This is a genomic window from Acidovorax sp. FG60, assembly GCF_057808995.1.
Genome location: NZ_JBMDJC010000004.1, coordinates 108,137 through 133,075 on the forward strand (window position 1 = coordinate 108,137; position 24,939 = coordinate 133,075).

The window sequence follows — 24,939 nt, forward strand, 5'->3', positions numbered from 1 at the left end:
GCCCATGTCCACACCCGCCTCCCTGCTGCTGTACGGCGCCGCAGGTTCCGGCCACTCGTACAAGGTTCGGTCGCTGCTTTTACTGACTGCCACCCCGCACCGCTACCAGCCCATTGCGCTCGATACGCCCCGGGCCGAGCGCCCCGCAGACTTTGTGGCCGCCAGCCACTTCGGTGAAGTGCCGGTCCTCGTCGATGGCGGCACCGCCTATTGCCAATCCAATGCCATCCTGCTCCATCTGGCGCAGCGCACCCGCGCCTTCTGCGGCGCTGCGGCGGAAGGGAGCGCCATCCTGGAATGGCTTTTCTGGGAGACGAACCGCATTGGCTTCAGCGTGCCCAACCTGCGCTTTGCAATGCGCTGGGCGCCACAGCCTGGCGAGGTTCTGGCGTACCTGCGCGCACGCGCCATCGCAGACTTGACCACGCTGAACGAAACACTCGCAAGCTCGGAGTTCCTGGTGCCTTCCGGCCCCAGCATCGCAGACCTCGCCTGCTCGGCCTATCTCTTCTGGCTGCCCGAAGCGGGCCTCGCCGCCGAAGACTTCCCCTGCGTGTCGCGCTGGCTGAATGCTCTGCGTGCCCTGCCCGGCTGGGTTCATCCCAACGAAGCCATGGCTTCGTCCTGATCCTTCATCCCCCTCACGAACCCCCATCACCACACACCATGCAAAACTCCACCACAACCCCCACCACTGGCAACAACGCCGCCCGCGACTTCGACTTCCTCATGGGCTCCTGGCACATCCGCAACACGCGCCTGGTGCACCGGCTTCAAGGCTGCAAAGACTGGGAGGTGTTCGACGCCACCGGCACCGCGCGGCCGCTGCCCGGCGGCATCGGCAACTACGACGACTTCATCCCCACCACCTGGAAGCCCGGCTTTGTGGGCATGGCGCTGCGCGTGTTCAGCCCTGAGGCACAGCGCTGGAGCATCTACTGGCTCGACAACACCACCGGCGGCGTGGACGCGGCCACTGGCCTGCTGCATCCGCCCGTGGTGGGCGGGTTTCGCGATGGCGTGGGCATCTTCGAAGGCCAGGAGAACTTCGAGGGCCGCCCCGTGCACGTGCGCTTCGAGTGGTCGCAGATGCACACCGGCGCACCGCGCTGGCAGCAGGCTTTTTCGGACGACGGTGGGGCCACCTGGGAAGTCAACTGGGTGATGGAGTTTGCGCGGCCGGTGTGAGGCCCTGCACACCATTGCAGGGGTGGCCGGCTGGCAGGGCATCCGCCATTCCATCCAACCACACCATCGCCACCGATTGAGAGCAAAAATAGCATCCAGCGCTTATCCTATAAGCACTAACAGCTATTAAATCAGGAGCTTCTATCCAGCAGACAGCGCCTGGGCGTCCTCACGCTCCTGCACCGGGAAATCCGTGGACGCCGCCACGGCCCGCCACTGCGCGGTCTCTTGCGCCACGAAGGCATGCGTGTCGGCAATGGTCTGAAGCGTGTCCGTGCCCAGCGGCAGGCGCAGCGGCGGCGTGGGGCTGGCTACCAGCTTCATCACGGCCTGGGCCAGGCGCACGGGGTCGCCAGGCTGGTTCAGGTTGATGCGGCGCGCAGCCTCGCGCACGGCGCCCGCGCTGGCGGCGTAGTCGTCCAGCACACGTGGCGCCACGGCCAGCGAGGCACCATCAAGGAACTCGGTGCGGAAGTACCCGGGCTGCACCGCCGTGGCATGGATGCCCAGCGGGGCCAGTTCGGCGTGCAGCGCCTCGGTCAGGCCTTCCACCGCGAACTTGGTGGCGCAGTACACGCCAAAACCGGCACTGGAGCGCACGCCACCCAGCGACGAGATGTTGATCACGTGCCCTGCGCGGCGCGCGCGCATGGCGGGCAGCACGGCCCGGGTCACATGCAGCAGGCCGAACACGTTGGTGTCGAACAGTCGCAGCACTTCGTCGGCGGTAGATTCCTCCACCGCACCCAGCAGGCCGTAGCCCGCGTTGTTGACCAGCACGTCGATGCGGCCAAAGCGCTCCAGCGCGGCGCCCACTGCGTGGCGCGCCTGGGCTTCGTCGGTCACGTCGAGCGCCACCGGCAACAGTGCGTCGCTGGCGCCCAGGCGCCTTTCAATCGACGCGGCATCACGGGCCGTGGCGACCACGGCGTCGCCCTGGGCGAGCGCAGCCTCGGCAATGCGGGCGCCAATGCCGCGCGAGGCGCCGGTAATCATCCAGACGCGGGGGAAGGAGGAAGGGAGAGCAGTCGAAGCCGTCATGGCGGAAGTCCTTGAAAGGGATTGAAAGCGGGGCTCTGGCAAGCGCAACACGCTGAGATGCAGCGGCGCGGCCATGGAGGTGAACTGTAGGCAGACCATTGCCATCGCACTAGCCCATAATTGCTGAATTCATTCACAAGTAAAACTTGCCAATACCTCCGAACGGACACCATGGCCATCAATGAACTGCGTGCCATTGCCACGTTTGCCAAAGCCGCCGAGCTGGGCAGCCTGCGGCAGGCGGCCTCGGCCCAGGGCATCACCCCGCAGGCCGCCAGCCTGGCGCTGGGGCAGCTCGAATCGCACCTGGGCGTGCGGCTGTTCCACCGCACCACGCGCAGCCTGAGCCTGACCGAGGAGGGGCGCCAGTTTCTGGAGGCCGCGCAGCCGGGCCTCGCGACCCTGCAGCGGGCGGTGCACGGCGCGCGGCGTGGGCGCGAGGAGATTGCGGGGCCGCTGCGCATCGTGGCACCACGCTCCATCATGCTGGAGGTGGTCTGGCCCGTGCTCGACGTGTTCTGCCGCCGCCACCCGCTGGTGGAGCCCGATGTGCAGCTGGACGACCGCATCGGCAACTGGGTGGAGGACCGGGTGGACGTTGGTTTCCGCTCGGGCTACCCGCCCGAGGGCGGGGTGATTGCCCGGCGCCTGATGGCGCTGCAGCTGGTGGTGTGCGCCACGCCGGACTACCTGGCCCGCCATGGCACACCCACCCGCATCGAAGACCTGGCACAGCACCGCTGCAGCGGGTTTCGCCACCCCACCACCGGCAAGCCCATGCCGTGGGAGTTTCAGGTGGGCGATGACATCGTGGCCCATGCCATACCGCCTGCGTTCTGCGTCAACGACATCGAGCTCGAAGCGCGCGCGGTGCTGGGGGGCCACGCCATCGGCCAGCTTGTCGGCGTGACGGCGGCGCCACTGGTGCGCAGCGGGCAACTGGTGCCCGTGCTGACCGAATTCGTGCCCCAGCACCTGGGCCTGTACGTGTACTACGGCAGCCGGGCGGCGCAGCCAGCCCGCGCGCGCGCCTTTATCGATCTGGCGGTGGAGATGCTGGCCGACAACCCGGCGTTCGGACTGAGCGTGCAGGAGCTGCGGGCCCAGGCCCCAAAGCCCCGGCGGCGCAAAGCCTCGGCCACCTGAACGGGCGCAGGCCGCCGATGGCTGCCGTGTGCGCCCGCCGCGTTGGCGCACAGCGTCTTCGCCCGGGAAAGGGGCGATTGCGGGTCATTTGGCAAACAGTCCGTTGCGGAGAAGGGTATTTATCGGTGTGGTCGCACGCCCTACAGTGACTTGACTGCCCGAGAGGCGGAAGCAACGCACCGGATTCACCCATGACCACCTTCTCTGCCACGGTCCAGACGCACATCAAGGCCTCCCCGGCACTGGCGTTCCAGCACATCGCGCCCATTGACCCGCGCGCCCTGTTCACCGGCTACGGGCCTTTGCCCGCAGTGATCGGCACGCGCGACCAGACGGGCGCCTGGGACACGCCGGGGCAGACGCGCACCGTGGCGCTGTCCGACGGCAGCGTGGCCGAAGAAAGGCTCAAGCACTACCACCCGGCGCAGTACTTCAGCTACACCGTCAGCGGCTTCACCGGGGCACTGCGCTGGTTGGCCACCGGGGCCAATGGGGCCTGGTGGTTTGACCCGCAGGCGGGTGGCACGCAGACCACGGTGCGCTGGCGCCACGCGTTTCATCCCCGCTCCAAATGGGCCGCGCCGGTGCTCTGGCTGCTGGCCAACGTGCTGTGGCGCGGCTACATGCGCAAGGCACTGCGGCTGGCCAAGATGCAGATCGAGACCCCACTGCGTGCGCCCGGAGGCCCAGCGATTTCAGCCTGAGGCGGCCCCCATCCGACCCGACGACTGCCCACCACGGCTCAGTTGCTTTTGGCTTCGAAGAATGGCGTGCCCTGAATGGCCGACGGGCTGACGGTAAACGTTCTCAGGGGCTCCAGGGGCGGGGTCTCGCCTGGTTTCGGCGCAGGGCGCGGGGCGCCAGGATTCAGCGCGGGGGCTATGCAACCCGTGCGCACTGTTTGCACCACTTCAGGGTCCAGCGCCCGGCGTTTGCCCAGGCGGCTGCCCGACAGAAACAGCATGTCCCCTTTCAGCTCGGCCCGCTGGCTCATCAGCGGCAAGGCCTGCAGCGGATCAAACCCCACACGCACTGAATTGGCACCGTCCAGCCGGTACTGCACCACCTTCACGACCGCTGGCTTGCCCGGGGCTTCCTCCACCACGTCGCCCAGGTAGAAGTAGCGCACGGCCTCTGCAGGCAGTGGGGGCAGCGGGTAGTTTTCAGACCAGCTGCTGTGGTCCGGGCCAAACAGCGGGCGCAGCGTGGCCGGGGCCTTGTCATCCGCCGACACCGCAAACACCGGCGCGCGGGCACTGGACAGCGTGGGGCCGTGGAAGTCGAACTCCACCATGGCGCCCAGCGCTGCCACCTTGCGGGCGTAGGCCGGGAACAAGGTCTGGTCCGGCCGCACCTGCTGCAGCCGGACTCCGCTGCCTTCCGCCTTCCAGCGGCCCGCCATCAGCATGTCCAGCACCCCACCCGTCACCGCAAAACAAAAGGTGTTGTCGTCCAGCAGCGCCAGTTGCGTGATGGTGTCCACGGAACGCCCCCGGTATTCGCCCACATAGCCCGACTCGGCGGGCGTGGCGGCGTGCAGGGAGACGCTGACCGTCAGCGCGGCCAACGCTGCTGCAGGGGCGCAGGCATTGCGCAAAGTGCGGAGGGTGAGGTTCACAAAAGGGTCCCAGGTGGAAGGGTGGGCCACTATATCGCCCTGGGCGCAACCCGCGCGCGCAACGCATCCCACCAGCACAAAACCCAAAGAGCCCCGAGCTACCTTGGCTCAGGCAGCAAACCCACCATCGATGAGCAGGCTGGCCCCGGTCACCATGCCAGACTCCGGCCCCGCCAGATAGGCCACCATGCCCGCGATCTCGTCGGGGTGGGCATGGCGGCCGAGCGCCATCATGCCGTGCATGTTGCTGGCCAGGGGGCCATCGGCGGGGTTCATGTCGGTGTTGACCGGGCCAGGCTGCACGTTGTTCACCGTGATGCCACGCGGCCCCAGGTCGCGCGCCAGGCCTTTGGTGAGGCCCACGATGGCGGCCTTGCTCATGCCATAGACGCTGAAGCCTGCCCATGGCACACGGTCGGAGTTGGTGCTGCCGATGGTGATGACGCGGCCATAGGCACCGCCCTGGCCCATGTGGCGCACGGCAGCCTGCGTGGCCACAAACACCGCGCGCACGTTCACGTTGAGCGTGTGGTCGAAATCGGCGAGGGCAAAGCTGTCGATCTCGCCCGCCACCGCCACGCCGGCGTTGTTGACGAGGATGTCGAGGCGGCCCAGCGTGCGCGCGGCCGTGTCGATTGCTTGCGTGAGGGCGGCGGCGTCTGCACTGTCGGCACGCAGCGCCAGGGCCTTGCCTCCGGCAGCTTCAATGGCAGCCACCAGCGTCTGCGCGGGGGCCTCGGAGCTGCTGTAGGTGAAGGCCACGGCCGCTCCGTCGCGCGCCAGGCGCTGGACGATGGCGGCGCCGATGCCACGCGCGCCGCCGGTGACAAAGGCCACCTTGCCCGCCAACAGGCGTGACGCGCTGGCAGGCAGCGTGGTGGGGGCGGATGTATCGGGCACAGAAGACATGGTGTTTTTCCTCAAAAATCAGATGGTTGAAAGGTTCTTCACGGAACCAGGAACACCTGCAGTTTCAGAAAAACATTGCTTTGCGGGTAGCCAGGAATGGGCTGGATCTATTTCAACCTACAGTTGAAAATGCAAACCATGCAACCCCTGAGCCACCTCGAATCGTTCGTCAAATCCGCCGAGTGCGGCAGCTTCTCGGCCGCCGCGCGGCTCATGGGCCTGACGCCTGCCGCCGTGAGCAAGAACGTGGCGCGGCTGGAGGCAGGCCTGGGCGTGCGGCTGTTCCAGCGCAGCACGCGGCGCCTCACGCTCACCGAAGGCGGGCAGCGCCTGCTGGCGCAGATCAGCCCGCCGCTGACCGCGCTGGCCGATGCGGTGGACCACGCGGCCGAGGCCGAGCAGCAGCCTGCGGGCACGCTCAAGGTGAGCATGGGCCTGGCGTTTGGCCGTGCCTACATCGTGCCGCTGCTCACCGAGTTTTTGCAGCGCTACCCGGCCATCCAGCCCGACTGGCGCTTTGAGAACCGCCAGGTGGATCTGATCGGCGAGGGTTTTGATGCCGGCATTGGCGGTGGCCTGAATCTGAACCCCGACATGGTGGCGCGCACGCTGGGGCCGATCCACCTGGTGGTGGTGGCCGCCCCCGCGCTGCTGCAGGGCCGCAAGGCGCCGCGCCACCCGGCAGACCTGGCGCAGTGGGACGGCATTGCGCGCCGCGCCATCCGCACGGGGCGCGTGCCGGTGACCACACTGCGCAACAAGGCGGGCGACGCTGCAGCGGCAGTGTTCCGCCCCCGCATCGTGTTCGACGACCCCGAGGCCATGTGCCAGGCCGCGCTGATGGGCCTGGGCCTGGCCGTGCTGCCCATGCCGTTTGCGCAGCCCTGGCTGGCGCGCGGCGACCTGGTGCGGGTGCTGCCGGGCTGGTGGGCGGATGCAGGGCCGACATCGCTGTACTACCCCAGCAAAAAGCTGCTGCCAGCGCGCACGCGGGTGTTTGTAGATTTTGTGGTGGAGCAGTTCGCGCTGCGCGGGTTTGCGCAGCGGGTGCGGGGCGATTGAGCGCAAGCCCCTGCGCGAGACAGACCTGCGCAACCTGCGCCACCCTCGGCCCAGCCCTGGTGGGAGAGGGCGGGGAGAGGGAGAACAAGCGCGGCGCCCCCGAAGCCCCGTCTCCCCCACCCGCTCCCGCGAGGGGAAACGGAGTTAACCCCGGCGCTGCGGCGATGGAAGGCGGCCGTGCCCAGCGGGCGTCATGGCTGCTTGCCCACAAACGCCACGGTGAGCCCCTTGGCCGTCACCGTGATGGGCCCGGGCTGCAGCCCCAAGCCGTCGAACATGGCCGTGTCCTGCGGGCGCAGCTGGTGCAAGGTGACTTCGCGCAGGGATTGTTCGGCCAGCACGGGGGCATAGGCATTGATCAGTTCGGTGACGGCCGGTTTGAGCGTGGGGAAATCCAGCCGCCCCAGCCGGATCTGGTGGGCGCGCAGCGTGCGGTCACTGGCTTCATAGCGCAACGCAAACTCCACATCGAACGTGCCCGCGTGGCTGCGCCGCAGCGCAGCGCCCGCCGCGTCCACCGCCATGACGGCGCCCAGGCGATTGACCTCAGGCAGCAGGCGCAGGCGCGGGGGTTGCAGGGTGAGATCGAACAGGCCTTGCACCGGCACACTGCGCGGGAACTTCGTGGCCACCATCTCCTGCAGCTGCGCGAGCGGCACGGTGTAGCTGGGCTGGGCCCACGCGGCACGCCCTGCCAGCAGCAACGCGGCGCCGCCCAGGGCCAGGCGGCTGCCGGTGGTTCTCAGAAATCGTCTGCGGTGCAGCATGAGGCTATCTCCTTGATAGGCCTGTGTGACACGCACGAGATGAAAAGGTGCCCCATTTGTGGGCCATGGCTGTGTATCCGTTCGCACAGCCCTGCAAGCCGTTCCCAGCCATGGGTTGGAACCCAAAATGACCGCTGGCGCTTATCCAACAAGCGCTGACCTCTCTCCATGGAGATGCGATTGCTTATCGCCCCACCACCGACCAGCCTGCCTTCTGGTTGCCCTTGTCGTTCTCATACTCCCACGCCGTGCCGCAGCGGTCGCACACATAGCGGGTGATGGTGACGGAGCCCGTCTCGCGGTCTTCCTTGCGGTTGCCGCGCTGCACCAGCTCGGCGTGGCCCGGCGCCTTGCGCCAGTTGCGCTGGATGCCCTGGCAGGGCTCGCACAGCGCCATGGGTTTGAGTTCGTTCTGTCGGGCCAGGTCTTTGGTCATGGGGTGTCAGCCGTCGTGGGCCGGTGTGGGTGGGTTTGTCTGCTGCGGGGCGGCTACTGTAAGGCACCTGCGTGTGCAAAGACACAGCATGATGGCTGAATTACAAGCAAAATCAGCCTCTAGCGATTGATAGACAAGCGTAACCAGCTATCAAATCAGGAGTTGCCTTAGCCCATCACCAGCGCCTTGGCCATGCGCGCGTTGTGCAGCACCACGCCCGCGCGCTCCACCTGCTGGCGCGCTTCCACCGCAAAGCCCTGCGCGGCAAAAAAAGGCTCGGCGGTCAGGCTCACATGGGCGTTCAAGTGGGTGATGCCGCGCTGCGCCGCCTGCGCGTGGAGGTGTGCCATCAGCGCCCGGGCCACGCCCTGGCCTGCAAACGCCGGGGCCACAAAAAACATGTCGATGGTGCCGCTGGCCTGCAGATCGGCAAACCCAGCTATCGCCCCGCCGCCAATTGCTTGCGCGACGAAGGGCTGGTTGGCCCGCATGCGCTCGGCCCATTGCACAGCGTCATGGTGCAGCGGCGCCCAGGCGGCGAGTTGTTCGGCGGTGTAGTCCTTGTTGGCCAGGCTATGCACCGAGGCATGAAAAATGGCGCGCAACGCGGGTTCGTCGCCAGGGCAGAAGTTGCGGATGTGGAAGGAAGGCATGGCGAGCGAACTGCAGAGAAAAAGGGGCGCGATGGTGCCACAACGCAGCGCGGTGGAGAAATCTCAGCCCGCCGCCATGCGCAGCCTGCGCGCTGCATCTTCATCGCGTGCGTCGTCAATCTCGCGCAGCACGGCCTGCATGTCCACATCGGCATGCGTGGGCGCATAGATGCCGGTGAGCGGCGTCTCGTTGCTCAGCAGGCCGCTCTGGTACAGGCTCCAGATCTCGGGGCCGTATTGGGTGGCGCGCAGCTCGGGGGCAAACTGGCCGAAGAAGTCGCGCAGGTTGGCCACGTCGCGCAGCAGCATGCGCTGGGCGTGGTTGTTGCCCGCAGCGTCCACGGCCTGGGGTAGGTCGATGATGACGGGGCCATCGTGGCCGGCTTCTCCACCTTCTGCGCCCGGCAGGTGGGCCAGCAGGATGTTGAACTCCGACAAGTCACCATGCACCACGCCCGCACACAGCATGCGCACCACCTCGGCCACCAGCGTGGCGTGGTGGGTGCGCGCGTCTTCGGGAGTAAAGCTCACATCGTTCAGGCGCGGGGCGGCGTCACCGTGGGCGTCGGTCACCAGCTCCATGAGCAGCACGCCGTCGTGAAAGTTGTAGGGCTGCGGCACCCGCACGCCGGCAGCGGCCAGGCGGTAGAGCGCATCGACCTCGGCGCTTTGCCAGGCGGCCTCTTGCTCTTGCCGGCCAAACTTGCTGCCCTTGGCCATGGCGCGGGCCGAGCGTGAGTTCTTGACCTTGCGGTTTTCGGTGTAGTCCACCGCCTGCCGAAAGCTGCGGTTGTTGGCCTCTTTGTAGATCTTGGCGCAGCGCGTTTCATCACCACAGCGCACCACATAGACCATGGCCTCCTTGCCGCTCATGAGCTGCCGGACCACGGTGTCGATCAGGCCTTCCTCAATGAGGGACTGCAGGCGGGGGGGAGCTTTCATCGGGTCAGTGCGGTAGAGGGGGAATGGTCCATTGTCGTTGCAAGGCCACAAGAGCACGGCGTGCCCAGGGCCTTGAACGACAATCCGACGGCTTTTCAGTGTGACGACAGGCCGCCCCTGGGCACGCCGCCGTTCCACCGCCTTCTCTTTTTCTTGCGCCGTACCAGGCGCTGCCGCCCGGAGACACCCCCCATGCCCTTCGCCATTGCGCTCCCCGCCACCGCCCCGCGCGCTGCCGTGTTGGCGGGGCTTCTGATCGGGGGCGTTGCGGTTTCGCAGCCTGCGGCGGCTGCCGGGTTCCGCCAGGGTGCCTATGCGGACTCCTTGGGCAGCACCGCCGTGGTGTGCGTGACAGCGCAGCACATGGCCAGCCTGACGGCCCCCGCCTGGAAGAACGCCATGCAGCAGCGCGGCATGGACTGCACGGTCAGCGAGTCTGACCAACCCATGCCCGGCCATGAGACCTGGAAGGCCCGCTGCGTCGCCCCTGCCCAGGCCGCAGGCGCCAGCGCCGCGCACCTGTACCAGTTCACCGTGCACGCCGATGGCGAGCAGCTTGTCATCGACAGCGGCATGCAGACCTCGGCGGGCCGGCAGATGATGAAGAAGGCCTTTTTCGGCACCTACCAGGGGGCGTGTGCGCCCGGCACCCCACCCCTGGACGTGTGGGCCTACCTGGATGGCACGCACAGCATGGGGACACCTGCGCAGGCCGATGCACGCAAGGCGGTCGCCATCGACCTGATCCGCTGCGGCAATGTGTTCAACGGCCTGTCGCTCAGCGTGGCAAAAGCCCGGCAAGAAGGCATGCGCGCCGCTGCGGCGGCCATGCTGGAAGCAGCGGTGGAGCTGCACCCCGGCGAGGGCGACTTCCACATCGACGCGCTCAAGAAATCAGCGCCCGAGGTGTCGGCCGAACTGGTTGGTACGTCGGCAGAAAAGAAGTTTGCGCTGTACCAGACCTGCAGCCCGTATCTGGAACCAGACGGCATCACCAAGGCGGTACAAAGCCGCGTGGCAGCGGGTGCCACCCCACGCTAGTGGGGTGTTGCACGCTATCCGGCACGTAGAACGGCGATTCGTTCGCAACTGCAGCACCTCGGTTCAGCCACCTCACGGTGCCCACAAACACCAACGCCCCGCACCACGCACAGTGGTGTCGGGGCGCTGCTTGGGGCTAGGAGTCTGCGCTTATTTGTCCAGCTCGGCGGCCAGCATGTCCCAGCTGGGGTACGAGCTTTCATCGAGAGTGATCGCACCCTTGCCTGCGGCAAACTTGAAAGCGGTGGTGCCGGTGCGGGCAAATTCCAGGGTCTTGAGTTGGCACACCGCGGCCTTGGAAGGGGCATCGTTGCAGTAGCGCGGGGCGTTGTCCACGATGGTGCCGGCCGCGTAGCGCACCTGGCGCAGATGGTCCACGGTCTGAAAGCTGTCCTGCTTCACATCCATCTTCACATCGCAGCCGCACGATTGCTTGAGGGTGCTGGCGGCGGTTTTCAGCGCGGGGGCCACCTCGGCAGCAAAAAAGTCGCGCTCGGCCTTGCCGGCATGGGCCAGCGATGCGACAGCCAGGCTGAGGGTTGCGACGAGCAACAGGGGGATCTTGTTTTTCATGGTTCTCCAACGGGTTGGCTTTGGGTGTGCAGGCCCCTGCCCCTCCCGGACAGACGGGCCGCGCCAGAGGTGGTGGCGCCAGCGCCGAATTTTGCGGGGGGCCAGGTGCAGCGCTTGTAACAACGCGGTAACAGCGCATGCTTTTTGGGCAACAGGTCATGCACGCACGCGGCCCGGCAGTCCGAGGGGCGATGGCTCAGAGGCTGAGAGTTTTTTAGCCGAGCCCGAAAGGCGCGCGAAAACGCCTCGGATCTAGGCACAAAGCACAGCCATAGCTCGGGCTACGGCGAGCATGTGCAACGACGAGCCGGGGCGTTTCGGCGTGCAAGGCGAGCATGGATAAAAGACTCTCAGACTCTCAGCCGCGGCCCTGCGCCAGAAGCCGGAGCCGTGCGTGCGCCGCCCCGTTCACGTCCGGCGGCAGCTGGTGCTTGGCTTGCAGGTAGTGGTGGGTGAACACGTCCAGGTACGCCTCCAGCGCCTGTGCTGCCTGCAGCTCGCCCGCCAGTTCCAGGCACAGCGCGCCCACCTCCGAGGTGCAGAAATGGTCCGTGCGCGTGGAGCGGCGCAGGTGGTAGCGTGAGAGCTGCTCGGGCTGCAGGCTCAGCACGGGCAGACGGTCCAGGTACGGGCTCTTGCGGAACATCTTGCGCGCCTCGGGCCAGGTGGCATCGAGCAGGATGAACAGCGGGCGCTTGCCCGTCGGCTCGGTGCTGCCCACCTGGGTGACCACGCGCCCGGGCTCCACAAACTCACCCGGAAACACCACATACGGCTGCCACTGGGGGTCAGCCAGCAGCGCCAGCAGGTCGGGGTGCACCTCGGTGCGCGCCCAGCCAAACGCGTAGGTGTCGGCCACCACGTCGGCAATCAGCCAGCCGGTGTTGCTGGGCTTGAGCGGCTCGATGTCGGCCATCAGCAGGCACATGCCCGCGCGCGTGGGCAGCACGGGGCGCAGTGCGCAGATGCAGTGGCTGGGCACCAGTCGGCAGCCCGCGCAGCGCTCGCCCTTGGGGCCACCCCGGGCCAGGAAGGGCTTGGCGCTGCGAGCCAGGCGCTCGGTGCGCAGGCGCGATACCGCATGGGGCGGGTGCGGCACCGCCTGCGGCTGGGGCGGCGGCACAGGGGTCGCCGTCACTGCCCGCCCGCCTGCTCCAGCGCAAACAGCGGCAGCTCGGCCCGGCGGCTGAGCCACACGCCGCCACCCAGTTCGATGGCGCCTTCGCGCAGGCCGCGCCGGTACAGCTCGGCACGGTGGCGGAACACACGGTTGTCGGTGATCTCTTCGTCGATGATGTCGCGCTCAAAATCCTCGCGCGACACAGCCTCGACATACAGCGCGCCTTTTGTCAGGCGGCCCAGGTTGAGCAGCGCGGCCTTCAAATCCGGCGGGCTCAGGTAGGGCAGCACGCCCTGGCAGATGACCAGGTCATACGGCGCATCGGCGGCATAGTCCACCACCGAGCCCTGCTGCCAGCCAAAGCGCTCGCACAGGTAAGGGCTGAACTCCACGCCCTGGTAGCTGGCCTCTGGAAAATGCTGCGCCACGATGCCCTTCCACAGGCCAATGCCACAACCCACGTCCAGCACGCGGTTCACCGGCACACGCAGGTACTTGAGGTAGCTGCACACAAAGGTGCCCAGGCGCTCCATGTGCTGCGGGTCCACCACGCTCGTTTTTTTGTCGAAGTAAAAGCGCTGGTAGTAGGCCTCGTCAAAAGTGGTGGCGCTGGCGGATTTCAATGGCGGGTCCTTGTGTCTTTTGGGGGGATTTGCACCACCCGGCGGGCGGCACAGCGAAGCGGCCAAGTATCCCCCACGCTTGCTGGCGTGCCATCGCAGCAGCACGCTGCGGTAGTCTGTCGCCATGGATTCGCTGATCTCCGCCGCCGCCCGCGCGCTGGCCGCAGGCGACGCCCTGGCCGCCCTGCAGCGCGTGGCCCTGCGCGACGACCCCCCGGCCCTGGCCCTGCGCGGCATTGCCATGGCCCAGCTGGGCGAGCACCCGCGCGCCCGCGATCTGCTGCGCCGCGCCGCACGCGGCTTTGGCACGCACGAGCCCGTGGCCCACGCCCGCTGTGTGGTGGCCGAGGCTGAAGTGGCCCTGGCCCAACGCGACCTGGGCGGGCGAGCGCAGGCGCTCATGTCGGCAGGGGCTACGCTGCAGGCCCACGGCGACACCGCCAATGCGCTGCAGGCACGGTTGGTGGCAGCGCGCACGCTGATCCTGCTGGGCAAGCTGGACGAAGCATCGGCTGCGCTGGCAGGCGCTCCCACCACCGACGCCACAACGCGACTGCCCCCTTCCCTTGTCGCGGTGGCCGAACTTGCCGCCGCAGAGCTGGCCCTGCGGTCACTGCACATCGGCGCAGCACGCACCGCCCTGCAACGCGCGCAACAGGCTGCCGCCCAATCCGGCGTGCCCGCGCTGCTGACCGAGGTGGCGCAGGCCCATGCGTTGCTCGAACAGCCCGCTGCGCGCTGCCTTGCGAACGGTGCCGAGCACACGCTGCGGCTGGACGACGTGGCCGCGCTGCTGGCGTCCCCCACGCTGTGGGTCGTGGACGCCTGCCGCCACGGCGTGCGCGCGGGCGAAGTGTGGCACCCGCTGGCACGCCGCCCTGTGCTGTTTGCGCTGGTGCGCGCGCTGGCTACCGCCTGGCCGGGCGGCGTGGACCGCGAAGCCTTGATCGCCAACGTGTTCCGCACCCGCCACCCCGACGAAACCCACCGCGCCCGCCTGCGGGTGGAAATCGGCCGCCTGCGCGCCCTCATCGCGCCGCTGGCCGGGGTGGAGGCCACGCCGCGCGGCTTTTTGCTCCGGCCCCACGGCGGACGCACTGTGGCCGTGCTGGCCCCGCCGGTGGAGGGCGAGCAGGGCGCGCTGGTGGCGCTGCTGGCCGACGGTGCGGCATGGTCCACATCCGCCCTGGCGCTGGCCCTGGGCGACAGCCAGCGCACCGTGCAGCGCGCACTGGCTGAACTGGAAGCTACCGGCCGCGTGCGCGCCATCGGCCAGGCGCGCGCACGCCGCTGGCTGGCCGCGCCCCTGGTGGGATTCACGACGATCTTGTTACTCCCCACCGCGCAGCCGATTGCCTAAAGTGGCTTCACCGCCCAACGCACAGCGCCCTTGCCGTGCACCGGGTACCTACCCTCAGGAGCTACCGAGATGACCACAGTCACACCTACCGCCACCCACGACACCGCCTGCAGCAGCGACATGGCGGGCACCCCGCCGTCCACCAAACACCTGCCCATTGCGGCCCGCCAGCCCGCCGAGGTGGTGCGCGAATACGGCCCGTTTGGCGGCGCCAGCACCATCCACGGCGTGACGCACGATGGCCAGCGGGTGTGGGCCGCCACGGGCGAACACCTGGTGGGTTTTGACCCGGCCAGCGGCGCCACCACCCGCACGCTCAACGTGGTGTGCGACGCAGGCACCGCGTTTGACGGCACGCACCTATACCAGATCGCCGAATCACGCATCGACAAGATCGACCCCGCCACGGGCCGGGTAGTGGCCACCATCCCCGCACCGGGCGGCGGCAACGATTCAGGCCTGACCTGGGCCGAAGGCAGCCTGTGGGTGGGCCAGTACCGTGACCGCAAGATCCACCAGATCGACCCGGCCACGGGTGCGATCCGCCGCACCATCGAATCCAACCGGTTTGTGACCGGTGTGACCTGGGTGGACGGCGAGCTGTGGCACGGCACCTGGGAGGGCGAAGAAAGCACCCTGCGCCACATCGACCCCACGAGCGGCGCCGTGCTGCAGCAGCTCGATATGCCGCAAGGCGTGGGTGTGAGCGGGCTCGAATCGGATGGGGCCGGGCTGTTCTACTGCGGTGGTGGCGGCAGCGGCAAGGTGCGCGCCGTGCGTCGGCCCGGCGCACACACGCCCACTTGAAGATCAGAAAACCGATGCGCTGAGCCGGTCGGCCCGGCCGTCACGCCGCTGGCTTGGGTGGGCGGTGCAACGCGCAGATCTTGTTGCCGTCCGGGTCGCGCAGGTATGCCAGGTAGAGCTTGCCGCCAGGGCCTTCGCGGTAGCCCGGTGGGTCTTCGCAGGTGGTGCCACCGTTGGCCACACCGGCCGCGTGGAAAGCATCGGCCTGCTCGGGCGACTGCATGGCAAAGCCGATGGTGCCGCCATTGGCAAAGGTGGCGGGCTCGCCATTGATGGGGGTGCTGATGCAGAAGGTGCCGGTGGGGCCCCGGTAGAAGTAGCGGTTCTTGTTGGCGACACCCGGGGGCACACCGATGGTGCCGAGCAGCGCGTCGTAGAACTTCCGGGACACCTCCAGATCGTTCACACCGACCATCACATGACTGAACATAGCTTCTTGTCTCCGTAGTGCCCCCGGGGGGCAGTGGTTGATAGGCCCGGGGATGTTACCGGCCCTGCACCCACCCGGCGCGCACGCTGGCGACACGGCCACACACGGCAGTCTGGTTTCAGATCAAAATGCCATCTACCGCTTATCCAACAAGCGCCACCAGCTATGAAATCATGAGCAAACCCAGCCCACAACATTCGCCCCGAATCCCCCACATCGCCCCCGTCCCCCTCGACAAAGCCTACCGCCTGCTCAACCACGGCCCCACGGTGCTGGTGTCGGCAGAGCATGCGGGCCAGCACAACGTGATGGCTGCATCGTGGGCCTGTGCGCTGGACTTTGCACCGCCCAAGGTGACAGTGGTGCTCGACAAAGCGACACGCACGCGCGAGCTGGTCGAAGCCAGTGGCGAGTTCGCATTGCAGTTGCCCACCCTGCCCATGGCGGCGATGACCGTAGCCCTTGGCACCGACAGCGCCAAGACCCACCCCCACAAACTGCAGCAGCACGGCGTGGAGCTGTTCCACGCCCCTGGCCATGCCACCCCGCTGGTACAGGGCTGCGCCGCCTGGCTGCTGTGCCGCGTCATCCCCGAGCCCCACAACCAGCAGACCTACGACCTGTTTATCGGCGAAGTAGTGGCCGCCTGGGCGGACGAGCGCGTGTTCCGCCACGGGCACTGGGAGTTCGACACCGCGCCCGATGCGCTGCGCACGCTGCACTACGTGGCGGGTGGGCAGTTTTATGCGACGGGGGCTTCGGTGACGGTGTAGCCCCGGGCCCGTGTCTGTGCCCGGAGGAGCATTCAGGCCTTGACCCCCAGCTTGGCCAGCAAGGACTCTGCGCGGTAGTTCGGTTCCGCCACCCCATCCAGCAGAAACACCGTGGATTGCGCGTGCTGCGCACGCAGTGGAATCAGCTCGGCATAGGCTGGCGATTCGTACCAGGCACGCGCCTGCTCCATGGCCGGGAAGCTGATGATGATGCAGTCCCCATCGAACACGCCTTCCTTGACCTCTGCCCGGGTGCCATGCACGAGGAAGGCCCCGCCATAAGGCGTGAGGGTCGCGTCGATGCGCTGCAGGTAGGTGACGATATCGGGGCCGAATTGCAGGTTGCTCAACAGGCCAACGGCATAGGCAGACATAACTGGGGCTCCTTTCTGGTCTCTCAGTGAGTGGGTTGGCTGCGGTTTCGGTGTGTATGCACAGACGCAGCGCGCGTCTTCAATGCCGCTTTACGCTGGCACCCGACCCGCGAGGACCACTGTAGAAAAAGGCGCTCCGCTTGGCGATTACCTCAGAGGTCAAGGTTTAGCGCCGCGATGCTCTTGCATCACTCCCCGTCCAAAAGCCCCACCTGCTTGAGCTCTGCAAACTTGGCCGCCATCGTCGGGTTGCCGCGGGTCAGCTTCTTGATCGTGAGGTCTTCGGCCTTGTCGTTGGCCAGGCGCAAATTGTTGGCCGACTTGTGCAGCGCCTCCTTGGTCTTCTCCAGGTCCTTGATGGCCTCGTCAATGCGCCGCACGGCCTCCTCAAACCCGTCTGACGCCAGACGCCAGTTGCGCCCAAACGCGCCCTTGAACTCCTCCAGCTGCGATTCGAACTTGGTGATGTCCAGGTTCTGTGCCTTCACCAGCGCCAGCTCCGACTTGTACTGCAGCGACTTCATCGCAGCGTTGCGCAGCAGCGTGATGATGGGGATGAAGAACTGCGGCCGCACCACATACATCTTGGGGTAGCGGTAGAACATGTCCACGATGCCGGTGTTGTACAGCTCGCTTTCGGGCTCCAGCAGCGACACCAGCACCGCATACTCGCAGCCCTTTTCAGTGCGGTCCTTGTCCAGCTCTTTCAAGAAGTCTTCGTTGCGCTTCTTCGTGGCCGTCTCGTCGCTCTCGTTCTTCATCTCGAACATGATCGAAACGATCTCGTTGCCCGCCTCGTCCAGGTCGCGAAAGATGTAGTCGCCCTTGCTGCCGCTGCGAGCGTCGTTGTCCTTTTCAAAGTAGGCGCGGGGAAACGCCGTGGCGCGGATGCGGTTGAACTCCGTCTCGCAGTGCTGCTCCAGCGTCTCGCCCACCATCTTGGTGGACAGGCGCGCCTTCATGTCCCGCAGCCGCGCAATCTCGCCGTCACGGTCGCGCAGCTGCAGGGCGAACTGCTCCTTGATGGCGGCCTCCTCCAGCTGCTTTTTCACCACCACCAGGTTCAGGTCGTTCTTGAGCTCGTCGCGCTCCCGCGCCACCACCGTGACTGCCTCGGTCACCGCCAGCCTGCGTGCCACCTCGGCAGCGTCCAGTTGTGATTTGAGCTGCTGAATCTCGGCGTCCTTTTGGGCGGCCACGCCCTGCAGCTGCTGCGCCAGCCGTGCTTGTGCCAACTGGTCCGCTGCCTGCTGCGCATGCCGCGCACGCTCCAGCTCATTGGCCAGCGCATCGCGCTGCTTTTCTACCGCGCTCAGGGCGTGCGCCACCGCCAGGTCGCGCTCCACCGCGCCCGCATCCAACTGCGCCTTCAGGGCTTGGATCTGTGCATCCTTGGCGGCTGCCGCCTTCTGCAGCTCATTGGCCACCTGGGCCTGCGCCAGCGCCACCGCATTGCGCTTGTCCTGCTCGGCCAGCTCCAGCCGCTCGTGCAACTGCGCATGGAAATCTGCGTCGCGCACCTGCTTGAGGATGTCGGCGTAGCCGGTCTCGTCCACCTTGAAGGCCTTGTTGCAGTGGGGGCAGATGATGTCGTGCATGGCGGTCACCGTGTGTCGTGTTGCGTTGGTGGGGGAGCATAGCGGGCAGGAGCATGAGCGGATTCATGCTGCATCAGCCGCAGGTCTGCGGCGGCAGTTCCTGCATCGCGCCCATCTTGCCGATCACCAGGTCCATGAAGGCAGACACCGCCAAGGGCAGGTAGCGCCGGCTGGGGTACACCATGTGCACGCCGTGGCCCTGCCGGTGGTACTGCGGGAGCACGGGCACCAGCAGGCCAGCGCGCAGATCGCGCAGGGTTAGCGTGGAGGGCAGCAGTGCAATGCCCAGGCCCGCCAGCGCGGCCTTGCGCAAGGCCTGCGCCGTGTTGCCACTGAAACGGCCCGCCACCTGTACCTCGGCCTGCGCTCCATCCGGTCCCGTCACGCGCCAGGTGGCCTTGCCGCTGGGGTGGCTGAACACCAGGCAGTCGTGGCCTGCCAGGTCTTGCAGCGTGTCCGGCACGCCCTGGCGGGCTACGTAGGCCGGGCTGGCCACCAGGCCGTCGTTGCCCGCATCCAGCACCTTGCGCGCAAAGAGGCTTGAGTCCTCCAGGATGCCGCCCCGAAGGGCCACATCAATCCGGTCTGCAATCAGGTCGGCGCGTCCGTCGCTCAGTACAAAGTCCACCCGCACCTTGGGGTGCGCTGTCAGAAACTCGGTCAGCCACTCCATCGCAAAGAAATCAAAAAAATCGGCCGGTGCCGCCACCCGTACCAGGCCACTGGGCTCCTGGTTCACCGCCAGCAACTCCTCGCCCGCATCCATCAGCCCCTCTACCGCGCCGCTGCAGCGCTCCAGAAACACCTGGCCCGCGCTGGTAAGCGTGAGATGGCGGGTAGAGCGCTGCATCAGCCGGGTGCCCAGCTGCGCTTCCAGCTGCTGCACCCTGCGGCTCAAGGTGTTGGGCGGCACGCCCAGGCGGCGCGCGGCCTCGGCAAAGCTGCCACAGCGCACCACCTGCACAAAGATGGCCACGTCGTTCAGATCCAGCATGGTCGTGCTCATTCATTCAATTAATGGACGAGTTCAATCATATTGCACCATCTAGTCAATCAATCGATGAATTTTTAAGCTACAGGCATCAGTTCAACACCTCCAAGGTCCTCTTGATGTCTGCACCCACCACAGCCCCCCGCGCCATCGCCCACCGCACCCGTGGCACCGCGCACGGCCCCATCACCCGCCTCATGAGCCCCGGGGACCTGGGCCAGGTGCTCAAGCCCTTCATCTTTTTGGACCTGGTCCACTTTCAGCCGGGTGCCGCGCAGCAGGGCTTTGGCATGCACCCCCACTCGGGGATCGCCACCGTCACGTTCTTGTCGGAAGGCGATGTTCGCTACGAAGACAGTACCGGCCAAGCGGGCCTGCTGCCTGCGGGCGGTGTGGAATGGATGCGGGCGGGCAACGGCGTATGGCACACCGGCGCCCCCGTGGGCGACACACCGGGCCGGGGCTTTCAGCTGTGGGTGGCCCTGCCCGCCGCGCTGGAAAACGCCCCCGCCCAGAGCCAGTACCTCGCCCCTGAGCTGGTGCCCCAGGTCGGCCCGGTGCGGGTGCTGCTGGGCGAGTACGGCGCAGCGCACAGCCCGGTGGCGGCGCCCGAGGGCATGACCTATCTGGCCGTGCAGTTGGCCCAAGGTGCGCGCTGGACCTACACCCCGCCCCGCGGCCACACCGTGGCATGGGCAGCAGTGGCCACCGGCACGCTGACGGCAGGCGAAGCCATTGACGCTGGCGAGCTGGTGGCGTTTGAGCCCAGCAGCCAGAGCATCGACTTTGTGGCCACCCAGGCCACCAGCTTTGTGCTGGGCTCTGCCGTGCCGCACCCGCACGACCTTGTCATGGGCCGCTACTCGGTGCACACCAGCCCGGCCGCACTGGCACAGGGCGCCACAGAAATCCGGCGCATTGCCACGCAACTGCGCCAGGCCGGGCGGCTCGGGTAGTCGTCCAGCCCTTCCATCCCGCTTTCTCACCTCACCCGTTCCACCTCACGTCAACCCACTTCATTTCAACCAGGAAAACATCATGAACATCGGCATCATCGGTTCTGGCGCTCTCGGCTCCAACGTGGCCCGCGCATTGGCCAACAAGGGCCTCTCGGCCACCCTCTCCACCCGGCGCGGTCCGGAATCATTGGCCGCGCTGGTGGCCGAACTGGGCCCCACCATCAAGGCGGGCACCGTGGCAGAAGCTGCCGCCGCAGACATCGTGCTCATCGCCGTGCGCTGGGAAGACCTGGGCCAGGCCCTGGGCCCCCTGCCTGCGTGGAACGGCCGCATCGTCATCGACGGCACCAACCCCGTGGCGTTTCTGGACCCCAACTCGCCCGACGCCCAAGACCCCACCAACCCGCTGGCGGCCTACGGCATCAAGGCCATCGACCTGGGCGGGCGCTCGTCCAGCGAAGTGTTCAGCGAATTCGTGCCGGGCGCCCGCGTGGTCAAGGCGTTCAACCACCTGGACGTGAACGTGCTGGCGCAGCCCCAAGTGTCTGGCGGCCAGCGCGCCATGTTCTATGCGGGCGACGATGCCGCCGCCAAGGCCGAAGTGCGCAAGGTGCTAGACGCCATCGGCTACTTTCCGGTGGACCTGGGCACGCTGGCGGTGGGCGGGCGCTTGTCGGAGCTGCCGTTTGGCGCGTTGTCGAGCACGCAGTTCATCAAGATCTGAGCCAAGGGTGCCTGACAAGGCACTTTCAGAGCTCCAGACTCACCTTGCCAAACGCAGAGAGCCTGGGGTCTGCGGCAGTCCGAAATTCCGGAACAACGGCCAATTCCAGGAATGCCCCCGGCACTCAGCTTCTCAGGGCTTGAGCGCAGGCTGCTTCCAGCCCGGCACGTTCACCGCGTAGCGCGTGGCCTTGCCAACCCCCTCTACGCGCAGCAAGCCGTAGGCCAGCAGATCGCCCAGATCGCGCGTGGCGGTGGCTTTGGATGCGCCGGTGATCTTGGCGTACTTTTCATTGGTCATGCCACCCAAGAACCCGCCGCCAGTGCCCACATGCCCCGCCTCCAGCAGGCGCTCCAGTACCTTGCGCTGGCGCTCATTGGTTTGGTACTGGGCCGCCCGCAGGCGAAACTGTGCTTTGTCTGCCGCATCCCGCACCACGGCTTGGCTGGCCACGCAGGCGCGGGTAAACGCTTGCACAAACCACTGCACCCAGAGCGTGGCGTCTATCGCATCGGCATCCGGTGCCACACCGCGCAAGCGCTGCACATGGTTCAGCGAGTCGTAATAGGCAGCGCGGGTTTTGAGCATCTGGTGCGCCAGGCCATACACCCGCACCAGCGCCGGGCTGGCCTGGGGGTCTTGCGCCACCATGTCTTGCGCCAGCGCCATGTCGGCCAAGGCGCGGCCCAAGCGGCCATTGCCATCCTCAAACGGGTGGATCGACTCAAACCACAAATGCACCAGCGCCGCGCGGGCAATGCCATTGACTGCGGAGCCTGTAGTGGCCATGCCGGCAGTGGCGGCGCCAGCGGGGCGCGTGCCTTCAAACCAAACCACAAAGCGCTCCATCTCGGCAGTGACCTGCGCAGAGGGCGGCGCCTCGTAATGCACCACCTCGCGCCCCAAGGCGCCGCTCACGATCTGCATGGCATCGGCATGGTCGCGCACCCGCCCCACCGCAATGCGTGTGATGCCCGACGTGCCACCCGGAAACAGCGCCGACTGCCAGCGGCACAGCCGGTCCAAATCCAACACGGCACCGTGGTTGGTCAAGGCGTCTTGCATTACCTGCACCAAGCCGTCGGCAGACCGGTCCGCCCCCGGCGCATCGGCCAACTCCAGCCGATGCGCCACCGACGAGCGCAAGGATTCAACATTGAGCTGCTCACCCTCAATGGCTGCAGTCGCCAGCGCCTCTTGCACCCACAGCTCGCGCTGCACTGCGTTGGCCTGCTCCAACCCAATGGCCCCCAGCAAACCCAGCAACCGGCCCTGCTGCAGCCGGGCTTGCTCCAGCGCAGGGGCCAGCGCTGCGGCATCGAACGTGAGCTGCGGCCATGCGCGGTGCTGCCAGATATAGCGAGGGGATGCGGGCTTTGGAGAAGAAGGCATGACGCGTATTTTGCGCGATACGAATCAAAAAATGAGGCGTATTTCCGAAAATACGGCTCAACAGCAAACCATCCAAGTGCGTTTCAAGGCCCGCCACAGCCCACCCAGCAGCACAAACTTGTCGGGTGAGAGGGAGAACGTTGCAGCCGTGGCTGTCGTAGACCGACCGCGCGTCTAGCGCGCCCAGGCCCGTTGCTGGCGGTAAAGGTGAGGTGGCAGAGGCCGAGGATAGGAGCCGATTCGCTCAATAGGTAGCGAGAAACACACGGGCTTGGGATGAAATTAGCCGCTAGCGGCTGATAGACAAGCGCAACCAGCTATCAAAACAGAAGCAAATCATTGCCCCGCAGCGCCCCGCCCCTCATACGCCGCCATGATGAACGGCTTCACCGCGTCCAGATCAGCCTGGGTCGAGAGCGTCACTTCCAGGTTGCCCGTGCCCCAGTGCCCGATGTTCGTCACGTCGCGCGCGTTGGGCAGCACCGGCAAGGCGGTGGCGGGGTCTACATGCAGGTACAGCACCAGGCAGTTTTTGCGGTGCAGCACCACCGTGGCAAAGTTCTTGAGGCGCTTGAAGGCCAGGTACAAGCGCAGCTCTTTGCGCTGCACATCGTCGCCCAGCGACAGCGTGTAGCCCTCTAACGAAGCCAGCAGCAACTGCATGGGCTCTGGCAAATTCACCAGCAGCTCGGCAAACGACTTGTCAGGCCCCGAGCCTTTGGTGCCGATGGGGTCGGCCACAGCAGGTACCGCCGTGGCTGCCACAGTCGCCGCCACATCGGGCTTGCTGGGTGTGGCCTTGGGCGGTTTGGCCGTAGTGGCCTTGCTGCCCGCATCGCTGCCCGCGTTGACCGACTCCAGCAGCAGCAAATCGCCGCCAAACTGCCGGTAGCGAATCAGCTCGATGTTGCGGCCAATCTGCTGCACCGCGTGGCCGTCGTACTTGGTGAAGTCCGCCGCAATGCACACCACGCGGGGCGCGCTCCAGTCAATGGCATCTGCGGCAGCAGCACCCAGCTTGTCCAACACCAGCAGCTTGAACTCGGCCTTGTGGTCCAGCAGCCAGTCCAGGTAGAACAAGCCCTGGTTGATGACGTTCTCACCCACCGACCGCTTGTATTCCAAGATCACGGGGCAGTTGTTTTCATCCAAGCCCAGCGAATCAATGCGCCCGCCGTGCGTCTTGCCGGTGGAATGCTCGGTGGCAATAAAGCGGATGTTGAGCAAGGGCTGCAGATTGGCCTCGATCAGCGTTTGCAGGGGCTTTTCCAGATCGGAGGCGCTGCCTTGCAGTTCGGTGGCGGTGCCGTTGGTGAGGCGGAAGAGTTTGATGTCGCTCATAGTCAGGTTGTTGGGGCAGCCAACGGGCGAAGGAGATCGCGCAATAGTTGCTTTAGGCGGTCATGCCCCTGCTCGCAGCGTAGTCGCAACATCCGAAACACCGCTGCTTTAAGGAACGCCTTGCTACTCATGCCGTTGCTAGCGTGAAATTGCTCGAACCTTCTTAGTGCCTCAAGCAAACTGGCGTCAGTATCTCCATCCTGATCAGCACTTCGAGCCCAGTTCTGAAACTCCCTCAGCCATGCCGAGTAGCCTTCGTCAAGGTGGTCACGTTGGTAACGTTCGCGAATAGAGAACACTGCATCCCAGGTTGGGATTGCTGGCCCATCAGGTTCGAAATTGATCGTCCACCTGGGCGTGCTGGGAGTAGCACCGTGGAACGGGTCACTGTCGTCGAGCACCAGGTAAATGTTCGCGTGGTTGTATGGATCGAAAGCCACGCGACGTCCACCTTCCGCGTCGTACAGCACGTCGACCGCGAGCTTGTAGTTCGAATTGCATTTGTGCCCCATGGGCACAAGGTTCCTCAGGTTGGCCGCAGCAAAAGGGTAGCGACTCTTCGCTAGGTAGTGATCCAAGGCCTCACGCGGAGCCCCGGGTGCGTCGAAGTACTCTGTGCCACAGAACGGGCAGACATGATCGGTCGCCGCGTCATAGATGGCCTTGTAGTGCTCGTCGCGAACCTTGAGGTCTGTGAGCAGCCCGAACGCATAGTCAAAGAGCGAAGTCACGGCCGCATGAATGGCCGGAGGCAGCTTATCCAGCGCGGCGCAGTCGCACGCGTTGGAAAGTAGGTCTGCGATGCGGTTCTGGTCCGTGATAGCGACGAAAATGACGTCCCTCTCCCTCTTTGACGCCAGCTTTCGGAGCGCTTTGTCGTACGCCTTGAGCCGGTCACGCAGACCTGTACGCGATTTCAGTGCCGCTTGATGCGCGTCGGGCAATATCTTTGGCCAAGCCGGATACCGTTTCTCGGCGTCCACCAGCGAATGCATCGTCGTGATGGCGTCTAACACGCAATCGTGAAGCCAGTTGTTTTTCGTGGCAGCAAGCGGGTAGCCAAAGAGCATT

The 24,939-nt window shown here is 66.3% G+C and carries 28 protein-coding genes; 11 read left to right on the top strand and 17 right to left on the bottom strand.

The window, feature by feature from the left end; all coding sequences use genetic code 11:
• Positions 1-4: 4 nt before the first annotated feature.
• Together ACODS0_RS07675 and ACODS0_RS07680 are read left to right on the top strand one after the other, a co-directional pair.
• A complete protein-coding gene (locus ACODS0_RS07675) occupies positions 5-628 on the top strand; it encodes a glutathione S-transferase family protein (protein WP_426305550.1) in 624 nt (207 codons plus the stop codon).
• A gap of 38 nt (positions 629-666) precedes the next feature.
• A complete protein-coding gene (locus tag ACODS0_RS07680) occupies positions 667-1,188 on the top strand; it encodes a hypothetical protein (RefSeq protein WP_488834026.1) in 522 nt (173 codons plus the stop codon).
• Between the two features lie 141 nt (positions 1,189-1,329).
• On the opposite strand, the gene ACODS0_RS07685 is transcribed toward ACODS0_RS07680, so the two are convergent.
• Positions 1,330-2,229 carry an oxidoreductase gene (locus ACODS0_RS07685; RefSeq protein ID WP_488834028.1) on the bottom strand — a complete coding sequence of 300 codons (900 nt, stop codon included), beginning with the start codon at positions 2,227-2,229 and terminating at the stop codon, positions 1,330-1,332.
• A gap of 171 nt (positions 2,230-2,400) precedes the next feature.
• On the opposite strand from ACODS0_RS07685, the gene ACODS0_RS07690 reads away from it, so the two are divergent.
• Positions 2,401-3,375 carry a LysR family transcriptional regulator gene (locus ACODS0_RS07690; RefSeq protein WP_488834030.1) on the top strand — a complete coding sequence of 325 codons (975 nt, stop codon included), beginning with the start codon at positions 2,401-2,403 and terminating at the stop codon, positions 3,373-3,375.
• A 191-nt stretch (positions 3,376-3,566) separates the two neighbouring features.
• Positions 3,567-4,079 carry an SRPBCC family protein gene (locus ACODS0_RS07695; RefSeq protein WP_055401106.1) on the top strand — a complete coding sequence of 171 codons (513 nt, stop codon included), beginning with the start codon at positions 3,567-3,569 and terminating at the stop codon, positions 4,077-4,079.
• A 38-nt stretch (positions 4,080-4,117) separates the two neighbouring features.
• On the opposite strand, the gene ACODS0_RS07700 is transcribed toward ACODS0_RS07695, so the two are convergent.
• Positions 4,118-4,993 carry a hypothetical protein gene (locus tag ACODS0_RS07700; protein WP_488834033.1) on the bottom strand — a complete coding sequence of 292 codons (876 nt, stop codon included), beginning with the start codon at positions 4,991-4,993 and terminating at the stop codon, positions 4,118-4,120.
• A 108-nt stretch (positions 4,994-5,101) separates the two neighbouring features.
• Positions 5,102-5,902, bottom strand: a complete 801-nt coding sequence (locus tag ACODS0_RS07705; RefSeq protein WP_488834036.1) for an SDR family oxidoreductase — start codon at positions 5,900-5,902, stop codon at positions 5,102-5,104.
• A 138-nt stretch (positions 5,903-6,040) separates the two neighbouring features.
• On the opposite strand from ACODS0_RS07705, the gene ACODS0_RS07710 reads away from it, so the two are divergent.
• Positions 6,041-6,964, top strand: coding sequence for a LysR family transcriptional regulator (locus ACODS0_RS07710; RefSeq protein ID WP_218300972.1), 924 nt, complete (start codon positions 6,041-6,043; stop codon positions 6,962-6,964).
• A gap of 191 nt (positions 6,965-7,155) precedes the next feature.
• On the opposite strand, the gene ACODS0_RS07715 is transcribed toward ACODS0_RS07710, so the two are convergent.
• From ACODS0_RS07715 to ACODS0_RS07730, 4 genes are all read right to left on the bottom strand, one after another.
• Positions 7,156-7,731: a DUF1439 domain-containing protein gene (locus ACODS0_RS07715; RefSeq protein WP_488834037.1), complete on the bottom strand. Its 576-nt coding sequence runs from the start codon at positions 7,729-7,731 to the stop codon at positions 7,156-7,158.
• A 184-nt stretch (positions 7,732-7,915) separates the two neighbouring features.
• Positions 7,916-8,167, bottom strand: coding sequence for a hypothetical protein (locus ACODS0_RS07720; protein ID WP_055401112.1), 252 nt, complete (start codon positions 8,165-8,167; stop codon positions 7,916-7,918).
• A 167-nt stretch (positions 8,168-8,334) separates the two neighbouring features.
• On the bottom strand, positions 8,335-8,820 hold the full coding sequence (locus tag ACODS0_RS07725) for a GNAT family N-acetyltransferase (protein WP_488834039.1): 486 nt from the start codon (positions 8,818-8,820) through the stop codon (positions 8,335-8,337).
• 63 nt (positions 8,821-8,883) lie between these two features.
• A complete protein-coding gene (locus ACODS0_RS07730) occupies positions 8,884-9,762 on the bottom strand; it encodes a PA4780 family RIO1-like protein kinase (RefSeq protein WP_055401116.1) in 879 nt (292 codons plus the stop codon).
• A 192-nt stretch (positions 9,763-9,954) separates the two neighbouring features.
• On the opposite strand from ACODS0_RS07730, the gene ACODS0_RS07735 reads away from it, so the two are divergent.
• The gene (locus ACODS0_RS07735) at positions 9,955-10,803 is read left to right on the top strand and encodes a hypothetical protein (RefSeq protein WP_488834042.1); all 849 of its coding nucleotides are present in this window, start codon (positions 9,955-9,957) and stop codon (positions 10,801-10,803) included.
• Positions 10,804-10,953: 150 nt separating this feature from the next.
• Here the strand turns inward: ACODS0_RS07735 and ACODS0_RS07740 are convergent, their stop codons facing one another.
• From ACODS0_RS07740 to ACODS0_RS07750, 3 genes are all read right to left on the bottom strand, one after another.
• The gene (locus tag ACODS0_RS07740; RefSeq protein WP_055401120.1) at positions 10,954-11,376 is read right to left on the bottom strand and encodes a hypothetical protein; all 423 of its coding nucleotides are present in this window, start codon (positions 11,374-11,376) and stop codon (positions 10,954-10,956) included.
• 358 nt (positions 11,377-11,734) lie between these two features.
• Positions 11,735-12,514 (bottom strand): tRNA-uridine aminocarboxypropyltransferase, encoded by a 780-nt coding sequence (locus ACODS0_RS07745; protein WP_228897222.1) that lies wholly within the window; start codon positions 12,512-12,514, stop codon positions 11,735-11,737.
• Complete coding sequence (locus tag ACODS0_RS07750; protein WP_488834045.1) at positions 12,511-13,119, bottom strand: methyltransferase domain-containing protein; 609 nt, start codon at positions 13,117-13,119, stop codon at positions 12,511-12,513. The genes ACODS0_RS07745 and ACODS0_RS07750 overlap by 4 nt, the downstream gene beginning before the upstream one ends.
• 124 nt (positions 13,120-13,243) lie before the next feature.
• Here ACODS0_RS07750 and ACODS0_RS07755 point away from each other — a divergent pair, with 124 nt between their 5' ends.
• The gene (locus ACODS0_RS07755) at positions 13,244-14,479 is read left to right on the top strand and encodes a helix-turn-helix domain-containing protein (protein WP_488834046.1); all 1,236 of its coding nucleotides are present in this window, start codon (positions 13,244-13,246) and stop codon (positions 14,477-14,479) included.
• A 120-nt stretch (positions 14,480-14,599) separates the two neighbouring features.
• The gene (locus ACODS0_RS07760) at positions 14,600-15,286 is read left to right on the top strand and encodes a Vgb family protein (RefSeq protein WP_488834361.1); all 687 of its coding nucleotides are present in this window, start codon (positions 14,600-14,602) and stop codon (positions 15,284-15,286) included.
• 40 nt (positions 15,287-15,326) lie between these two features.
• On the opposite strand, the gene ACODS0_RS07765 is transcribed toward ACODS0_RS07760, so the two are convergent.
• On the bottom strand, positions 15,327-15,716 hold the full coding sequence (locus ACODS0_RS07765; protein ID WP_055401124.1) for a VOC family protein: 390 nt from the start codon (positions 15,714-15,716) through the stop codon (positions 15,327-15,329).
• 173 nt (positions 15,717-15,889) lie between these two features.
• Between ACODS0_RS07765 and ACODS0_RS07770 the strand changes: the two genes are divergently transcribed.
• The gene (locus tag ACODS0_RS07770) at positions 15,890-16,489 is read left to right on the top strand and encodes a flavin reductase family protein (RefSeq protein ID WP_228897218.1); all 600 of its coding nucleotides are present in this window, start codon (positions 15,890-15,892) and stop codon (positions 16,487-16,489) included.
• A gap of 32 nt (positions 16,490-16,521) precedes the next feature.
• Here the strand turns inward: ACODS0_RS07770 and ACODS0_RS07775 are convergent, their stop codons facing one another.
• The 3 genes from ACODS0_RS07775 to ACODS0_RS07785 form a co-directional block, all read right to left on the bottom strand.
• Positions 16,522-16,863 carry a DUF1330 domain-containing protein gene (locus ACODS0_RS07775; protein ID WP_055400741.1) on the bottom strand — a complete coding sequence of 114 codons (342 nt, stop codon included), beginning with the start codon at positions 16,861-16,863 and terminating at the stop codon, positions 16,522-16,524.
• 188 nt (positions 16,864-17,051) lie between these two features.
• The gene (locus ACODS0_RS07780) at positions 17,052-18,461 is read right to left on the bottom strand and encodes a DUF2130 domain-containing protein (protein WP_488834049.1); all 1,410 of its coding nucleotides are present in this window, start codon (positions 18,459-18,461) and stop codon (positions 17,052-17,054) included.
• Positions 18,462-18,534: 73 nt separating this feature from the next.
• The gene (locus tag ACODS0_RS07785; protein ID WP_488834363.1) at positions 18,535-19,455 is read right to left on the bottom strand and encodes a LysR family transcriptional regulator; all 921 of its coding nucleotides are present in this window, start codon (positions 19,453-19,455) and stop codon (positions 18,535-18,537) included.
• A gap of 116 nt (positions 19,456-19,571) precedes the next feature.
• On the opposite strand from ACODS0_RS07785, the gene ACODS0_RS07790 reads away from it, so the two are divergent.
• Positions 19,572-20,408, top strand: a complete 837-nt coding sequence (locus ACODS0_RS07790) for a pirin family protein (RefSeq protein WP_488834052.1) — start codon at positions 19,572-19,574, stop codon at positions 20,406-20,408.
• Positions 20,409-20,490: 82 nt separating this feature from the next.
• Positions 20,491-21,135 (top strand): NADPH-dependent F420 reductase, encoded by a 645-nt coding sequence (locus ACODS0_RS07795; protein WP_306553535.1) that lies wholly within the window; start codon positions 20,491-20,493, stop codon positions 21,133-21,135.
• A gap of 132 nt (positions 21,136-21,267) precedes the next feature.
• Here ACODS0_RS07795 and ACODS0_RS07800 read toward each other — a convergent pair whose 3' ends face one another.
• The 3 genes from ACODS0_RS07800 to ACODS0_RS07810 all read right to left on the bottom strand — a co-directional run bounded on the left by ACODS0_RS07800 (position 21,268) and on the right by ACODS0_RS07810 (position 24,938).
• Complete coding sequence (locus tag ACODS0_RS07800) at positions 21,268-22,527, bottom strand: DUF4172 domain-containing protein (protein WP_488834054.1); 1,260 nt, start codon at positions 22,525-22,527, stop codon at positions 21,268-21,270.
• A 336-nt stretch (positions 22,528-22,863) separates the two neighbouring features.
• Complete coding sequence (locus ACODS0_RS07805) at positions 22,864-23,868, bottom strand: DUF5655 domain-containing protein (protein ID WP_488834056.1); 1,005 nt, start codon at positions 23,866-23,868, stop codon at positions 22,864-22,866.
• Positions 23,869-23,870: 2 nt separating this feature from the next.
• Positions 23,871-24,938, bottom strand: a complete 1,068-nt coding sequence (locus ACODS0_RS07810) for a hypothetical protein (RefSeq protein ID WP_488834058.1) — start codon at positions 24,936-24,938, stop codon at positions 23,871-23,873.
• Position 24,939 lies beyond the last annotated feature (1 nt).

Coding starts and splice junctions, on each gene's coding strand:
- ACODS0_RS07735 (WP_488834042.1), top strand. CDS start 9,955: ATGCCCTTCGCCATTGCGCTCCCCGCCACCGCCCCGCGCGCTGCCGTG.
- ACODS0_RS07685 (WP_488834028.1), bottom strand. CDS start 2,229: ATGACGGCTTCGACTGCTCTCCCTTCCTCCTTCCCCCGCGTCTGGATG.
- ACODS0_RS07675 (WP_426305550.1), top strand. CDS start 5: ATGTCCACACCCGCCTCCCTGCTGCTGTACGGCGCCGCAGGTTCCGGC.
- ACODS0_RS07800 (WP_488834054.1), bottom strand. CDS start 22,527: ATGCCTTCTTCTCCAAAGCCCGCATCCCCTCGCTATATCTGGCAGCAC.
- ACODS0_RS07715 (WP_488834037.1), bottom strand. CDS start 7,731: ATGCTGCACCGCAGACGATTTCTGAGAACCACCGGCAGCCGCCTGGCC.
- ACODS0_RS07805 (WP_488834056.1), bottom strand. CDS start 23,868: ATGAGCGACATCAAACTCTTCCGCCTCACCAACGGCACCGCCACCGAA.
- ACODS0_RS07770 (WP_228897218.1), top strand. CDS start 15,890: ATGAGCAAACCCAGCCCACAACATTCGCCCCGAATCCCCCACATCGCC.
- ACODS0_RS07755 (WP_488834046.1), top strand. CDS start 13,244: ATGGATTCGCTGATCTCCGCCGCCGCCCGCGCGCTGGCCGCAGGCGAC.
- ACODS0_RS07780 (WP_488834049.1), bottom strand. CDS start 18,461: ATGCACGACATCATCTGCCCCCACTGCAACAAGGCCTTCAAGGTGGAC.
- ACODS0_RS07695 (WP_055401106.1), top strand. CDS start 3,567: ATGACCACCTTCTCTGCCACGGTCCAGACGCACATCAAGGCCTCCCCG.
- ACODS0_RS07725 (WP_488834039.1), bottom strand. CDS start 8,820: ATGCCTTCCTTCCACATCCGCAACTTCTGCCCTGGCGACGAACCCGCG.
- ACODS0_RS07705 (WP_488834036.1), bottom strand. CDS start 5,902: ATGTCTTCTGTGCCCGATACATCCGCCCCCACCACGCTGCCTGCCAGC.
- ACODS0_RS07795 (WP_306553535.1), top strand. CDS start 20,491: ATGAACATCGGCATCATCGGTTCTGGCGCTCTCGGCTCCAACGTGGCC.
- ACODS0_RS07760 (WP_488834361.1), top strand. CDS start 14,600: ATGGCGGGCACCCCGCCGTCCACCAAACACCTGCCCATTGCGGCCCGC.
- ACODS0_RS07790 (WP_488834052.1), top strand. CDS start 19,572: ATGTCTGCACCCACCACAGCCCCCCGCGCCATCGCCCACCGCACCCGT.
- ACODS0_RS07740 (WP_055401120.1), bottom strand. CDS start 11,376: ATGAAAAACAAGATCCCCCTGTTGCTCGTCGCAACCCTCAGCCTGGCT.
- ACODS0_RS07730 (WP_055401116.1), bottom strand. CDS start 9,762: ATGAAAGCTCCCCCCCGCCTGCAGTCCCTCATTGAGGAAGGCCTGATC.
- ACODS0_RS07810 (WP_488834058.1), bottom strand. CDS start 24,938: ATGCTCTTTGGCTACCCGCTTGCTGCCACGAAAAACAACTGGCTTCAC.
- ACODS0_RS07765 (WP_055401124.1), bottom strand. CDS start 15,716: ATGTTCAGTCATGTGATGGTCGGTGTGAACGATCTGGAGGTGTCCCGG.
- ACODS0_RS07785 (WP_488834363.1), bottom strand. CDS start 19,455: ATGCTGGATCTGAACGACGTGGCCATCTTTGTGCAGGTGGTGCGCTGT.
- ACODS0_RS07720 (WP_055401112.1), bottom strand. CDS start 8,167: ATGACCAAAGACCTGGCCCGACAGAACGAACTCAAACCCATGGCGCTG.
- ACODS0_RS07690 (WP_488834030.1), top strand. CDS start 2,401: ATGGCCATCAATGAACTGCGTGCCATTGCCACGTTTGCCAAAGCCGCC.
- ACODS0_RS07775 (WP_055400741.1), bottom strand. CDS start 16,863: ATGTCTGCCTATGCCGTTGGCCTGTTGAGCAACCTGCAATTCGGCCCC.
- ACODS0_RS07680 (WP_488834026.1), top strand. CDS start 667: ATGCAAAACTCCACCACAACCCCCACCACTGGCAACAACGCCGCCCGC.
- ACODS0_RS07710 (WP_218300972.1), top strand. CDS start 6,041: ATGCAACCCCTGAGCCACCTCGAATCGTTCGTCAAATCCGCCGAGTGC.